Source organism: Cobetia sp. Dlab-2-AX (genome assembly GCF_024124625.1).
Taxonomy (GTDB): Bacteria; Pseudomonadota; Gammaproteobacteria; order Pseudomonadales; family Halomonadaceae; genus Cobetia.
On sequence record NZ_JAMXRV010000003.1, the window covers coordinates 320482 to 335441 of the forward strand.

Here is a 14960-nt window from a genome sequence, read left to right on the forward strand (position 1 = left end):
GTTAGTGATCTGCAACCCGCGTGTCTCGATTCGGCACTGAGTACAGCAAAGCCCGCGCGATGCCTGACGGACTGCGCCATGGGTGACCTTGCAAGAGGCCAGCAACATGCCAGGTGCCACCGTGAACAAATCTTCCCATCCCGCTCGATTCTGGCTGTCACCGGCCTCGCTGGCCCAGCTGCTGACGGGGCTGGTGGCGGGCATCTGGCTGTCACGCCAGGGCGAGTGGGGCGCGGATTGGCAGTCACGCTCATCGGCAGGGCTCGGCGCGCAGGAGGGTGGGACGCATGGTTGGGCCGCCTTCATGACGCTGAGCGACAACCTGTTGCTGGCCGCCTTGCTGCTCTGCTGGCTCATGGTGGCAGGGGCCTTGGCAGTCACTCCCACCCGTTCTTGCCCGCATTCTGCTTCCGGCGCCGGGTCACGCCGCTCTCGGCTCGGAGCCTTGAGCCTTCGGTTCTCGGCAGCGCTGGGGGGCGGGCTGGTGATCAGTCTTCTGCAGCAGCCGATCGTGATGGCGGAGGCGCTGACGCGCCAGGAGCTGTGGCTGGAAGGCCGGGTCGAGCAGGTCAATCGCGCGCTGCCGATACCTGATGAATCGGTGCGCCTGGTGCTACGTGTCTCGCGCTGTGATCTCTTCCAGCCGAGGGATTCACCCAACGCGGATGCCGGGCGTCTGGCCGCCTGTCATCGCCTGCTGGATCAGCGAGTGCAGCTTCGGCGCTACTGGCCGCGCAAGCCATCCCGCGATATCGCGACACGCGAGGCGCTGGCGACTCCCTGGCAGGCCGGTGAGCGCTGGCGCATGGTCGTGCGTCTGGTGCCGCCTCATGGCGCCAGCAACCCGGCATTCGGGCGCTCAGCGAGCCCGGCGGAGTTTGATCGTGTCGCCTGGCTATGGCGCGAAGGTATCGTCGCCACGGGGTATGTGCGCCAACTGTCTCTTGCGCAGCGCCTGGCGCCACCAGGCGGGCTGGCAGCGCTGCGCCTTCATGCCGAGCAGGCGCTATGGCAGCGCTGTGGCACGGGCGAAGGCGGGGCACTGGTCGACTGGCCGGGGTCGCCCTGTCGCTGGCTGGCGGCACTGACGCTGGGCAAGGCCGCGGCACTGACCCACGACGACTGGGACGCCCTGAACGCCACGGGACTGACGCATCTGGCGGTGGTGTCGGGGCTGCATGTCGGATTGATGGCCAGCCTGGTGCTGGGGCTGAGTTTCGGCGTGCTGCGCCTCTGGCGACCGGGCGGGTGGCGATTCAGCGTGGCGCCCTGGTGGCTTGCCTGTCTGGCGGCCTGGAGTTTCGCCTTGCTGGCAGGCCTGGCGCCGCCGGCCCTGCGCGCCGCCTTGATGGTGACGGTCGGGCTCTGGATGGCGAGTGGCCGTAGCGGCCTGGGTGTCTGGCAGGTCTGGATGCTGGCGCTGATTCTGGTGCTGGGGCTGGACCCGCTGGCACTGTGGCGCCCGGGTACCTGGCTATCATTCCTCGCCGTGGCGGTGTTGTTGCTGGCCTGGCAGGGCCGCTCGCGACCGCGGGGAGTGCGCGGATGGTGTCTGGCCACGTTGCGCAGCCAGTGGTTGCTGACGCTGGTCATGGGTGCGGCCCTGCTGCTTTCGCGCGGCCAGCTGTCCTGGCTGTCGCTGCCGATGAATCTGCTGATGGCGCCCCTGGTGACGGTATTGATCGTGCCGCTTGGCATGCTGGGCTGGGGGCTTGCGGGACTCGAGCAGCTGTTGCTGTTCACGGGACTCGTCCCGTCACGGCTCACAGGCATGCTCGCTGGCGGTGTGTTCAGTGGCGGTCTATGGCAGCTGCTGGCACAGGGCATGGCGCAGGCGATGGAGATATTGTCTTCGCTTGCGTCGACGCAGGGGCGCTGGCCGCAGGTGCCAATGGCGGCGGGGGTGTCTGGCGCCACTCCCTCGGCCTTGATCCTGACGCTCGCGGTCATGGCTCTTCTATGTGCCTGGCTGGCGGAGGGTGTGCCGGGCCTCGATGGCCGTCTGAAGCGCCTGTGTGGCAGCGTGGCACTCTGCTGGGGGCTGTCACTGGCGGCGCTGACCTTGCCGTGGTCACCGACTGCGCTGGCCACCGCCGGGCGGGACGCCGGCACGCGCGCGACAGAGGTCGCCTCGTTATCGCCCGGGGCGCCCGCGCTCAGTCTGACGGTGCATGATGTCGGGCAGGGGCTGGCGATTTCGCTGCGCAGTCATCTTGCTGCGAGCATCGGCATCGGTACTTCACGCCAGACGCCGAGACACTGGCGATATGATCTGGGCGTGGCATCACGCCATGCCGGCGCTCGCTTGCCGGGGCCAATGCCCGTGGCGGGAGAGCCGATCGGCGTGATCGTGAGTCACGGGGATGGTGACCATGCCGGCGGCCTGCAGGCGCTGTCTGCCGAGGAGATCGCTTCCTTGTGGGTGCCGGCCGGGCAGCGAGCGAGACTGGCGCATCAGGTAAGCTGGCTCGATGAGGTGGCGATGCGAGAGTGTGTCGCCGGGCGCAGCATCATCCTTGGTCAGTTACAGGGCGAGCCGGTGCGCCTTGAGATGCTGTGGCCGCCAGCAGGGTTGACGACTCGACGTGACAACGCGCACTCCTGTGTGGTCTTGATAGCACATGGCGCGCGCCCACTGGCGTTGCTGACCGGCGATATCGGCCTGCAGGAGGAGCGCGAGTTGCAAGCGACGCTGGGCAGACGACTGGCCGGACGCAGCTTGCCGTTGCTGGTGGTCGCACATCACGGCAGCCGCACCAGCAGTGGTGATGGCTGGCTTGAGAGCCTGGCGGCGCGTCACGCGATTGTCAGCGCCGGTCGCTACAATCCGCATGGTCATCCGCATCCGGACGTGGTGGAGCGTCTGGCGCGTCATGTCGAGTGTCTCTGGCATGTCGGCCTGGATGGCGCCTTGCACTGGGAGTGGTGGCCGCAGGGGGAGCGGCTGCAACCAGCACGCAGGGCTGGCGGTATCGGAGTGAGGTGCCTTGGGGTAAAATCCGCAGGATGATCAGATGCATGGCGGATTCATGCGGCCTGCGCGACAGGGACGGCGCGTGACATCTGACACGACAAAAATGGTGCCCGCAGAGGCATCGAGACCAAGGGAGAGGTCACATGCTGGAAGCCTTGTACGCAGGGGGAGTCTTGATGCTCCCCATCCTCGGATGTTCCGTCGTGGCACTGGCCATCGTTCTCGAGCGCCTGTGGACACTGCGCACGCGTCGCATCGCGCCGAAGGGACTGGGGCAGCAGGTGTGTGAACTGATCAGCCAGGGACAGGTCAATGTGTACTGGCTGGAGAGTCATTCGCCGCTGGGCAACGTGCTGGCGGCGGGACTGCGCAATGCGCGCCTGGGCAATGAGCAGGTACGCGCGCGCATGCAGGAATCGGCCGTGGCCGTGATTCATGACATGGAGCGCTTCCTGAGTCCGCTGGGCACCATCGCCGCCATCACGCCGCTTTTGGGGCTGCTGGGCACGGTGGTGGGCATGATCGACGTCTTTGCCGTGATCGTCGATGCGGGCAGCGCCGAGCGAGCCCAGGAGCTGGCCGGCGGGATTTCCCGGGCGCTGGTGACGACGGCCTCCGGATTGACGGTGGCGATTCCGGCACTGATGTTCCATCGCTATTTCCAGCGCTGTGTCGAGGACATCACCGTCAACATGGAGGAGCAGGCAGGGCAGGTGGTGGAGTATATCTCGCACCATCAGGGCGAGCTCGGGCTGGCCGAGAGCCACGACGGCATCGACCGTCGCCCGGGCCAGCGCCGCGGCCAGGTGCCGGAGCCCCATGAGCGTCTGCCGGAAGACCTGCCGGCTTACATGCGTCGTGACGCCGATGATCCCTATGGTGGCGATGATGGCAAGGGGGCAGGTGCCGGGAGGCCGTCATGAGGTTTCCGCGTCGCCGGCGTGAGTCGGTGGAGGTCAACCTCACCCCGCTGATCGACGTGGTGTTTCTGCTGCTGATCTTCTTCATGGTCTCGACCACCTTCGATAGCCGTCGAGCGCTGGACCTCATTCTGCCGCAGTCCAGTCAGGCCAGCGCGGTAGAGCAGGCGCCCTTGATTTTGAGCATCGGAGCAGCAGGTGATTTTACGCTCGGCGAGGCAAGCCTCGGCGAGGATGAACTGGGAGCGCAACTTGCGCAGTACAAGGACCAGGCAGATCGCTTCGGGTTGATCCTCGAAGCCGATGGCCGCACGCCCCACGCCAAGGTGGTCACGGCGCTGGACGCCGCCGCTGAAGTGGGTATCACCCGTGTGCGCATCAGTACGCGTATCGGGACGGAATCATCATCACCGGATGCCCCATGAGGGCGCCGCCCAAGTCTATGGAGACCCCGTGAGTCGCGACTCCACCTGGATTCATTACCGCCGCTTGCTCGGCTATGTTCGCCCGCACTGGAAGATGTTTCTTGCCGCCGTCATCGGCTACATCATCTACGGTGCCTCGAGTACGGCGCTGGCCGAGATGATGAAGCGCCTGATCGACGGCATTCAGAATCCTGACGCCCAGTTCAGACTGTTCCTGCCGCTGTTCGTGATCGGCATGTTCGCCGTGCGCGGCGTCGGCACCTTCCTGGGCACCTATTGCATGAGTGATGTGGCGCGCAACGTGGTGCACACCCTGCGCACCACGGTGTTCAACCACATGCTGCATCTGCCGGGGCGCTATTTCGACGAGAACTCCACCGGCCATCTCATCACCCGTGTCACCTATCATGTCGAACAGATCACCGGCGCGGCCACCAAGGCGCTGACCATCATCCTGCGCGAAGGTTTCTTCGTGCTCGGCCTGCTGGGCTATCTGTTCTGGACCAACTGGAAGCTGACGCTGGTCTTCATCGCGGTCACGCCGCTGATCGGCTGGGTGGTCAGCTATGCCAGCAAGCGCTTCCGCAAGCTCTCCAAGCGCATTCAGGGCTCGATGGGCGAGGTGACCCACGTGGCCTCCGAGGCGCTGTCCGGCCACCGGATCGTGCGTACTCACGGTGCCGAGGATTACGAGAAGGCACGCTTTGCGGCGGTCAGTGAGTACAACCGCGAGCAGAAGATGAAGGAAGCGCTGACCAAGGCCACCGCCACGCCGGTCATCCAGCTGTTGATCGCCGTGGCGCTGGCCACGCTGGTGTGGCTGGCGATGGCGCCGGAACTGATGGCCGGCATGAGCGCTGGGGAGTTCGTCGGCTTCATCACCGCTGCTTCGATGATGGCCAAGCCGGTGCGTCAGTTGACCGAAGTCAACGGCGAGATCCAGAAGGGCATGGCGGCCTCGGAAGAACTGTTCGGTCTGCTGGATATGCCGGCAGAGCCGGACAACGGCACCCTGGTGCCCGAGGGGCGTCTCGAGGGGCGTGTGCGCTTCGACAATGTCCACTTCCGCTATGCAGATCATCAGCAGGAGGTGCTCAAGGGTATCGATCTGGAGGTGAAGCCAGGGCAGATGGTCGCCATCGTCGGGCGTTCGGGATCGGGCAAGTCGACCTTGATGAGCCTGTTGCCGCGCTTCTACGCACCGACCACCGGCCGCATCCTGATCGACGATGTCGCCATCGAGGACTACAAGCTGCGACCGATGCGTCAGCAGATCGCGCTGGTCTCGCAGAATGTCACCCTGTTCAATGCCGACCTGACCGCCAACATTGCCTACGGCACCGGCGAGGTCGACAAGGCGCGGGTGGAAGAGGCGGCGCGTGCGGCCTATGCCCACGAATTCATCGAGCGCATGAGTGAAGGCTACGACACCATCGTCGGCGACAATGGCGTGATGCTCTCCGGTGGTCAGCGCCAGCGTATCGCCATCGCGCGCGCCATCTACAAGGACTCGCCGATTCTGGTGCTGGATGAGGCCACCTCGGCGCTGGATACCGAATCCGAACGCTATATCCAGCGCGCGCTGGAAGAAGTGTGTCAGGGCCGGACGACCTTCGTGATCGCCCACCGTCTGTCCACCATCGAGAAGGCGGACCGCATTCTGGTGATGGATGATGGCGAGATCATCGAAGACGGCACCCACGAATCATTGATTGCTCAGGAAGGTGCTTATGCCGCGCTGCATCGCATCCAGTTCCGGGAGACGGCAGACGCATGAGTGAACGACTGGTAGACGCCTGGTATCGTGGCGCCGGCTGGCTGCACCTGCTGCGCCCGCTGGAACATGTCTACAGGAATGTGGTGGCGCGTAAGCGCAATGCCTATCTCACCGGCAAGCGTGAGGTCTGGAAGGCGCCGGTGCCGGTGATCGTGATCGGCAACATCACCGTCGGTGGCACCGGCAAGTCGCCGCTGGTCGCCTGGCTGGGGCGCTGGTTGAGCGAGCAGGGCTGGCGCCCGGGCATCATCTCGCGCGGCTACGGTGGGCATTCGCCGCGCTACCCCCTCTACGTGCAGGCCGATACCGATCCCCAGCATGCCGGCGATGAGCCGGTGATGCTGGCCCAGCAGACCGGCCTGCCGGTGGCGGTCGACCCGGATCGTCCGAGTGCGGCGCGGCGCCTGATTGCTGCGGGCTGCGACATCCTGCTCTCCGATGACGGCCTGCAGCACCATGCGCTGGGGCGCGATATCGAGCTGGTGGTCGTGGACGGTGAGCGTGCCTTCGGCAATCAGCGTTGCCTGCCCGCCGGGCCGCTGCGCGAGCCGTTGTCGCGCCTTGCCAGTGTCGATGCGGTGATCTCCAACGGTGTCATCGACTGCTCGCGCCTGCCGGTGGAGTCGCATTGCATGACGCTGACGCCGGTTCACTGGCGCCATCTGATCGACGACGTGCGCTATCCTGCCCACCAGCTGCCGTTCAGTGGTCAGGTGCATGCGTTGGCCGGTATCGGCAATCCGCAGCGCTTCTTCCGCACCCTGACCAATCTCGGGGTCGATCATCTGCCGTGTCCGCTGGCGGACCACCATCGTTTCACGCCGACGGATCTGCGCTTTTCCGACAATCTGCCCGTGGTGATGACCGCCAAGGACGCCGTCAAGTGTCGCAGCTTCGCCAATGAGCGCTGCTGGGCGCTGGATGTCGAGGCGCGTCCGGATCAGGCGCTGGTGGACTGGCTCGCCAAACGCCTTGAGGCGCTCTGAGGGCTTGATCGCTGAATTTTCTTTCTTTTCTGCTGTTATTCCGGAGATGTCTCGATGGACAAGGAACTGCTCGCGCTGCTGGTCTGCCCGCTGTGTCAGGCCAAGCTGACCTATGATGCGGCGAATGCCGAGCTCAAGTGCTTCTACGATGGCCTTGCCTATCCGGTACGCGACGGCATTCCCGTCATGCTGGAAGAAGAAGCGCGCCAGATGGATGCCGACGAGAAGCTCAAGGGGAGCCGCGGCTGATGAGTGACCTTCTGCAGCAGGGGCAGGCAGACGACAGCCGTTCAGAGAGCGAGGCCGGTTTCGTGGTCGTGATTCCGGCGCGCTTCAACTCCTCACGCCTGCCGGGCAAGCCCTTGGCGGACATTCATGGCCAGCCGATGATCAAGCATGTCTGGCGCAATGCCTGCGCCAGTCAGGCCAGTCGGGTCGTGATCGCCACCGATGACGAGCGCATCCGTGAGGTCTGTGAAGGCTTCGGGGCCGAGGTGGTAATGACGCGTGCCGATCATCCCAGCGGGACGGACCGCCTTGCCGAGGTGGTCACGCTGCTGGCGCTGGCCCCCGAGACCCTGGTGGTCAACGTCCAGGGCGATGAGCCGTTGCTGCCGGCGGCGTTGATCGATCAGGTGGCGGTACGCCTCGAGGAAGACGCGGGGGCCTCGATCGCCACGCTGGCGGAGTCGATCGCCAGTGTCGACAGCCTGTTCAACCCCAATGTGGTCAAGGTGGTGCGTGACCTGCGTGGGCGTGCCCTGTACTTCTCGCGCGCGCCTATCCCGTGGGACCGCGAGCACTTCACCACGCCGCCGGACATGCTGGCCACCGATTCCTGGCTGCGTCATATCGGCCTTTACGCCTACCGTGCCAGCTTCCTGACCGATTACGTCGACTGGCTGCCGGCCCCGCTGGAGCAGCTTGAACAGCTCGAACAGCTGCGCGCGCTGCATCATGGTCATGCCATCCAGGTAGCCATTGCCTGCACGGCGCATCCGGCAGGTGTCGACACGCCGGAGGACCTCGAGCGCGTGCGCGACTGGCTGGCGCAAGCAGTGGCAGGCAGCGAGAGCGGAGAGGCCTGATGAGCGAGCTTCTTGAGCAACTGGCCCAGCGTCAGGCGCCATTGGAGCGCATCCTGATGGTGTGCCTGGGCAATATCTGTCGCTCACCGAGTGCCGAAGGCGTGTTGCGTGCCGCGCTGACGCGCCATGGCCTGGATCAGGTCGTCACGGTGGACAGCTGCGGCACCAGTGACTGGCATGTCGGCGGTCAGCCTGATTCGCGGGCCATCGCGCATGCGGCCAGGCGCGGCCATGACATCAGCACGCTGCGTGCCCGTCAGTTGTGCGAGCAGGACTTTCACGACTTCGATCTGATTCTGGTGATGGACGATGCCAATCTTGCCGATACCCGTGCCTTGGCTGCGCGCAGCAACAGTGGCGATCAGGCGCTGATCGGTCGCCTGCTGGACCTGCTGCCGACCCCGCTGCCCGCGCTGGCAGCGGGCAGTCGTGAGGTGCCGGACCCCTACACCGGGGGCCCCGATGCCTTCGAGCGTGTGCTGGACCTGATCGATGTGGCCTGCGAGGCGCTCATCGCGGCACTGCCTGCAGCGACCACGGCGCGGGCGCGCTCATGACTCAGGTATTCAGTGATCAGAACGCTGGCGACACCTCGCAACGAGAGGGTGTGGCGCTGGATAGCTGCAATACCCTGGGCTTCTCGGCGCGTGCCCGTGCCCTGAGTGAGCCACACACCGTCGAGGCGGCCAGGGCGCAGGTGCTGGCCTCTCGGCAGACTGGTGAGCGCCTGGTGGTGATCGGCGGCGGCAGCAATCTGGTATTGCTGCCGTGGCTGGATGCCCATGTCATGCGCCCGGCCTTTGATGAGGTCACCATCACGCCGGCAGAAGACGGCCTGACGGCCACGGTCTGCGTCGAGGCCGGCAAGCGCTGGCATGCTCTAGTGATGGAGTTGGCCGCCGCTGGCTGGTGGGGCTATGAAAATCTGGCGCTGATTCCCGGTTGCTGCGGTGCGGCGCCTATCCAGAATATCGGCGCCTATGGCGTCGAGCTGGCAGACCATCTGCTGCGCCTGGAAGTCATGTCGCTGGAAGATGGCAGCTGCCGTTGGATGAATCGTGAGGAATGCGGTTTCGGCTATCGCGACAGCATCTTCAAGGGCGCGCTTGAGCATCGCGTGCTGATCACGCGTCTGGAGTTGCAGGTATCGCGCCAGGCGGCGCCCCGGCTCGGTTATGGTGATCTCGCTCAGCGCGTCAGTGCGGCGCTGCCGCAAGGGGAGGAGGTGACGCCGTTGCAGGTCGCCCGGGCGGTGATTGCCACGCGCAGTGAGAAGTTGCCCGACCCCGCGCAACTGGGCAATGCCGGTAGTTTCTTCAAGAATCCACAGCTTCCCCAGGCTGAGGCCCAGGCGTTATTGACTCGCTTCCCGAGCTTGCCGCATTACCCGCAGGCCGATGGCAGCATCAAGCTGGCAGCAGGCTGGCTGATCGATCAATGTGGTCTCAAGGGCGCGCGTAGAGGCCATGTCGGCGTGCATGCGCAACAGGCGCTGGTGCTGGTGCACTTCGGTGAGGGCGCCGTCACGGAGCTGCTGGCACTGGCGCAGGAGGTGCGTGAGGCAGTCCACACCCGCTTCGGGGTCTGGCTCGAGCAGGAGCCGCGCGAGCTGGGGATGATGCCTGAAGGGTGATGCCCGAGGGCTGAGGCCCAGAATCGCATGCACTGAAAACAAGAACGCCCCGCAGGCAAGCCTGTGGGGCGTTCTTGTTTTCAGCGCGTGGTTCTGACTTGCTGCTCAGCGAGAGCGGCTGGCAGACCTTGGCATAGACCCTGGCTAGTCCGTGTCTTGCTGCCTTTCTGTCGCCCCTTCAGCGCTGGTGGCTGAAAGGGGCGGCAGAGCGACGGCAGGGGCAGGGCGCCAGCCTCAGGCCTCAGTGAGACGTGTTGCTGTCATCCTGAGCGGTCGTGTCCTGAGTCTCTGCGCTGGCCTGTTGTGCAGCAGCACGTTCGGCAGCTTCACGCTCACGACGACGCACTTCGCGCGGATCGTTGTAGGCGCGTTCGCCACGGCGACGGCGGGTCTCGGTGGCTGGCTGCGCGCTGTCCTGCTGCACGCCTTCTGCCGCTGCCGCCTCGCCTTGCTCGCTCGGTGCCTGCTTCTGCTCGCTGTCAGCGACTTCCACCGTGGAGGTGTCGTCGCTCACGGCTTGCGCCACGGCGACATTGTCGTGACGCTCGGCAGTCGCGAACGCTGCCTCGGCCGGGGCATTTTCGGCACTGGCGCTAACGTTGACGGCGCTTTCGGCACCTTCAGCAGCAGAGCCATCAGCCGATTGAGTCCCTTCAGCTGATTGAGAGCTTTCAGCAGCATCAGCGACAGTATCTGCGGTGTGCTCCGTGCTGACGGCAGGCTCAATCTCAGTGCTGGCCACGTCAGCGTTTTGCGTCACCTTCGCCTCGCTGGTCTCAGTCTGCTGAGGAGCCTCTTCGTGCGCGGCCTTCTGTACAGGCTGTTCAGCGGCGGCTGGTTCCACGGCAGGTTCTTCCACGGCAGGTTCTTCCGCCACCGGCTGCGCAGGCTGGCTGGCAGAGTCTGCCTCAGCGGCGACCGCTTTTTCTGCGTCAGCGGCAGGTGCCGGAGCGTCAGTCTGCTCGGCAGCTTGCGCTTCGGCGCCGTTCTCACTGACAGTGATTTCACCTTGCGGCGCTTCAGGCGCAGCGGCTTCGCTGATCACGCTTTCCTTCAGCGACTGCTCATCGGCCGCGGCTTCCGGTGCGACTTCTGCAGCGGTGACGGCCGGCGTGTCGACGGCGGCGTCAGCTGCGCTGGCCTGCGGCTGGTGCACACTTGGCTGCTGGACGGCATGCTGCTCAGTCTTCTGCGCCTGGTGAGTGCCAGTGGCAGGCGCTTCGGACGCCTCTTCGACAGGTGCGTCGATCGGCGCTTCGGCGACCGGCTCGGCCACTTCCGCTGGCTCAGACTCAGACGCTTGCGCGTCGGATGCCGCTGACTCAGGGGCTACCGTCTCTTTCAGCGTCTCGTTGCTCGGCTCGCTGACTTCCGCTGCGGCGACTGCCGTGAGGTCTGCGCTGGCAGACTGCTCAGCGGTGGTCGGTGCCTCCTGTGTCGCGGTACTGTCTTCACCCTGCGGAGCACTGGTGTCAGCATGCGGAGCGCTTTCCTTGCCTTGCGGTGCATTGGCTTCGCCCTGCGGAGCAGCGGTAGTGGCACTGACGGCTTTGGCACCTTCCTCGGCAATGGCCGGCACCGCAGCGGTTGCCGGAGCAGCGGTTGCCGGAGCAGCGGTAGCCTGCGGGCCTGCCAGCGCCATGGCCTTGAGCGATTTCTGCTCTTCGACCGCCTGCGGATTCAGAGCGTGCTGGCGGCTGCGCACACGCGGGTTGTTGCGTGTCTGCTGGTCTTCACTGCTGACCTGCTGTTCCTCCTGCTCGGCCTGTTCGGCTGCCTTGATGGACTCGCGTGCCTGCTTGCTGTCGACCTGTTCGGCCTTGTCAGTCTTGCTCGGCTTTTCACCACGTGCCGGCTTGTCGCTGCGCTTGCCGGAATCGCGCTTGCTGGCGTTGTCGGCCTTCGAGCTGTTGTCGGCCTGCGCCTTCGGCTCGGCTTGAGGCTTGCTGTCGTTGGTGACGATTTCCTGCTGGCTGTCCTGACGCGACTCGTTGGACTTGCGACGGCTGCCACGGTCGTTGCGCTGACGGCGCTTGTTGCTGTTACGGCCATCGTTCTGGCTGTTGCTGTCAGCATCGTTGTTGCGTGACGCGTTGTCATTGCGACGACGGGAGTCCTTGCGGTTGTCATCGCGCTCGTTGCCACGGCCGTCATTGCTGCGGTCGTTGTTGCGATCGTTTTTGCGATCGTCGCTACGTTCAGCGTTACGGCCATTGTGGGAATCGTTGCGAGCCGCTGCCGGAGCACTGGCTTCACTGACGGTCTCGCGACGCTCGCGGGCCTTTTCCAGTGCCTTGCGCGCTTCGCTGGACTTGGCCGGTGCTGCGCTGTCGCTGTCATTGCCCAGCAGGCGGCTGAAGCCTCGCGCCAGGCGCGACAGCAGGCCGCCACCGGCGACGGGGGCTGCTGTGCTGGCGTGAGACTGGGCGGGCGCCTGGGTGACGACTGCCTGCTTGCTGGCCTGAGCGCGGCTGTCGTTGCTCTGGTTCGAACGATTACTCTGACGGCTGTCATTGCGCGAGCTCTGACGACTGTCGTTGCGGCCTTCGCTGCGAGTGTCGTTACGAGACTCGTTGCGCGACTCCTGGCGGTTGCGGCCGTTGCTGCCGTTGCGACGACGATTGCCGTTGTTCTTGCCGTTGCCGTTGCGGCTATCGCTGTCATTGCTGCTGTCAGCAGTCTCGGCCACTGCGGCAGGCGCTTCCGGTGCGGCAACCGGGGCAGGCGTTGTGTGGGACACGCTCTTGACAGCGGCTTCGGTGCGCGCCGGCGGCTTGTCGAAGTTCGGGTCCGGTTCCTTGCCGACTTCGGTCTCGACGGACAGTTCGAAGCTGGACTTGTCGGCACCGTCTTCATCGACGTGGTCATCACGCAGACGCACGACTTCGTAGTGCGGGGTGTCGAGTTCCGGGTTCGGCAGCAGCACGACATTCACGCCCTGACGACGTTCGATGTCGAACAGCGTGGCGCGCTTCTCGTTGAGCAGGTAGGTCGCGACCGGCACCGGCAGAATGGCGCGGATCTGCGAGCTGCGCTCCTTCATGGCCTCTTCTTCGATCAGGCGCATGATCGAGAGCGCCATGGAGCGCACGTCACGGATGGTGCCTTGGCCGTCACAGCGCGGGCAGACCACGCCGCTGGTCTCGCCCAGTGACGGACGCAGACGCTGACGTGACATTTCCATCAGGCCAAAGCGTGAGATGCGACCGATCTGGACACGAGCGCGGTCGATCTTGAGTGCGTCGCGCACACGGTTCTCGACTTCACGCTGGTTGCGTGCCGGTGTCATGTCGATGAAGTCGATCACCACCAGGCCGCCGATATCGCGCAGGCGCAGCTGACGAGCGATCTCGTCCGCGGCTTCCAGGTTGGTCTGCAGCGCGGTTTCCTCGATATCACTGCCGCGGGTGGCGCGAGCGGAGTTGATGTCGATGGAGACGAGGGCTTCGGTGTGGTCGATGACGATGGCGCCACCGGAGGGCAGCTTCACTTCACGCTGGTAGGCGGTCTCGATCTGAGATTCGATCTGGAAGCGCGAGAACAGCGGCACATCGTCTTCGTAGAGCTTGATCTTCTGCTGGTAGCTCGGCATCACCTGACGCACGAAGGACAGCGCTTCTTCCTGGACTTCCGGAGAGTCGATCAGCACTTCACCGATGTCATTGCGCAGGTAATCGCGCATGGCACGGATGATGACGTTGGATTCACGGTAGATCAGGAAGGGGGCTGGGCGGCTGGAAGCAGCCTTGGTCACCGCGTCCCACACCTGGGCCAGGTAGTCGAGGTCCCATTGCAGTTCTTCGGCGCTCTTGCCGATGCCGGCGGTGCGCACGATGACGCCCATCTTGTCCGGCAGGGTCAGGCTGTTCATCGCTTCCTTCAGCTGAGCGCGCTCTTCGCCCTCGATGCGGCGGGAGATACCACCGGCACGCGGGTTGTTGGGCATCAGCACCAGGAAGCGGCCGGCCAGGCTGATGAAGGTGGTCAGGGCGGCGCCCTTGTTGCCACGTTCTTCCTTGTCGACCTGGACGATGACTTCCTGGCCTTCCTTGAGCACTTCACGAATGTTGGGGCGGCCCTGGCCGGGGTCCTTGGAGAAGTACTCGCGGGAGATTTCCTTGAGCGGCAGGAAGCCGTGGCGTTCGGCGCCGAAGTCGACGAAGCAGGCTTCGAGGCTGGGCTCGATGCGGGTGATCTTGCCGCGGTAGATATTGGCTTTCTTCTGTTCGCGGGCGCCGGACTCGATGTCGAGATCGTAAAGGCGTTGTCCGTCGACCAGTGCGACGCGCAGCTCTTCCGGCTGGGTCGCGTTGATGAGCATCCGTTTCATGTCGTCTCGCTAGACTGGGCGTGCCGAAGGGCAGCCGCATTGTGCGTCGGCGACGAGGAACCGTTTTCCGCTTCGTGTTGTGCTCAGCGCATGTCGTGGAATGCGTTTTTCGCATGCAGGCAAGTCCGTGACGGGCCACATGCGGCATGATCATGTTGAGTACTTGGAAGAGGCAGGACGTGTTGCGGGGATTGGTACTCCTCCGGCCCTGCGGTCTCTTCCCTAACACCTGGCATTTGCCGATTCATCGACGCCGGCCTTCGGCACGGATATCGAATGATGACCCGGGCTTCATGCCCGAGCGGTCTTGTGTCGTTGGCCCATGAATGACTGGGCATCTTGCTGTCTTGCCTGCGCAGGCGGCTTCCGGGCTCTCGCGACATCATCTCGTGGAGTCTGCAACGAAGGCTCGAAGGGCGATTGCGCTGCGGCGCGCGGCGTCATGCGTTCCGCGCCCGCTGATATCGTCATCAGGTCCTGTGAGACCTGAGCGACATCGATGTTTTGCGTCAGCTGTTGGTCCGGCCACTGGCCACGAATGACTGTCCTTGGGGCTGCCTTCGCTGCCTGTGATTGACAGGTGCGATGCGCGGGACAGCACGCTACCGACAGGGTAGATGACAACAGGGTGCTTGCGTGACCTGCACGGTGCTGATGTCGGTGCGCGTTGCTTCATTGCGGGCCATCTGACCCTCTCCGCCGGCGTGAAGCACCTTGTTGAAGTGCCGGGTGCGCCGTTTTTCCGGCCGCTGTGACAGGGCTGCGGAGACGATGATCGGGCATATAGAGAAGGCCCATCTCACTGCGCTCGAATATACCAGTAAAGG

The 14960-nt window shown here is 64.7% G+C and carries 10 protein-coding genes; 9 read left to right on the forward strand and 1 reads right to left on the reverse strand.

The window, feature by feature from the left end; all coding sequences use genetic code 11:
• Window positions 1-121: 121 nt before the first annotated feature.
• The 9 genes from NH396_RS07080 (at window position 122) to murB (ending at window position 9803) form a co-directional block, all read left to right on the forward strand.
• Window positions 122-3010, forward strand: a complete 2889-nt coding sequence (locus tag NH396_RS07080) for a ComEC/Rec2 family competence protein (protein WP_253062529.1) — start codon at window positions 122-124, stop codon at window positions 3008-3010.
• Between the two features lie 107 nt (window positions 3011-3117).
• The gene (locus tag NH396_RS07085; RefSeq protein ID WP_306424383.1) at window positions 3118-3897 is read left to right on the forward strand and encodes a MotA/TolQ/ExbB proton channel family protein; all 780 of its coding nucleotides are present in this window, start codon (window positions 3118-3120) and stop codon (window positions 3895-3897) included.
• Window positions 3894-4319, forward strand: coding sequence for a biopolymer transporter ExbD (locus NH396_RS07090; protein WP_253062531.1), 426 nt, complete (start codon window positions 3894-3896; stop codon window positions 4317-4319). The genes NH396_RS07085 and NH396_RS07090 overlap by 4 nt, the downstream gene beginning before the upstream one ends.
• A 28-nt stretch (window positions 4320-4347) precedes the next feature.
• The gene (msbA, locus tag NH396_RS07095; protein WP_253062533.1) at window positions 4348-6096 is read left to right on the forward strand and encodes a lipid A export permease/ATP-binding protein MsbA; all 1749 of its coding nucleotides are present in this window, start codon (window positions 4348-4350) and stop codon (window positions 6094-6096) included.
• Window positions 6093-7082, forward strand: coding sequence for a tetraacyldisaccharide 4'-kinase (gene lpxK, locus NH396_RS07100; RefSeq protein WP_176676420.1), 990 nt, complete (start codon window positions 6093-6095; stop codon window positions 7080-7082). The genes msbA and lpxK overlap by 4 nt, the downstream gene beginning before the upstream one ends.
• Before the next feature lie 54 nt (window positions 7083-7136).
• The gene (locus NH396_RS07105; RefSeq protein WP_043331901.1) at window positions 7137-7331 is read left to right on the forward strand and encodes a Trm112 family protein; all 195 of its coding nucleotides are present in this window, start codon (window positions 7137-7139) and stop codon (window positions 7329-7331) included.
• Window positions 7331-8170: a 3-deoxy-manno-octulosonate cytidylyltransferase gene (gene kdsB, locus NH396_RS07110; protein ID WP_253062535.1), complete on the forward strand. Its 840-nt coding sequence runs from the start codon at window positions 7331-7333 to the stop codon at window positions 8168-8170. Before NH396_RS07105 ends, kdsB begins: the two co-directional genes overlap by 1 nt.
• Complete coding sequence (locus NH396_RS07115) at window positions 8170-8727, forward strand: low molecular weight protein-tyrosine-phosphatase (protein WP_253062537.1); 558 nt, start codon at window positions 8170-8172, stop codon at window positions 8725-8727. Before kdsB ends, NH396_RS07115 begins: the two co-directional genes overlap by 1 nt.
• Window positions 8724-9803, forward strand: coding sequence for a UDP-N-acetylmuramate dehydrogenase (gene murB, locus NH396_RS07120; protein WP_253062546.1), 1080 nt, complete (start codon window positions 8724-8726; stop codon window positions 9801-9803). Before NH396_RS07115 ends, murB begins: the two co-directional genes overlap by 4 nt.
• A 241-nt stretch (window positions 9804-10044) precedes the next feature.
• On the opposite strand, the gene rne is transcribed toward murB, so the two are convergent.
• Window positions 10045-14133, reverse strand: a complete 4089-nt coding sequence (gene rne, locus NH396_RS07125; RefSeq protein WP_253062548.1) for a ribonuclease E — start codon at window positions 14131-14133, stop codon at window positions 10045-10047.
• Window positions 14134-14960: the final 827 nt, after the last annotated feature.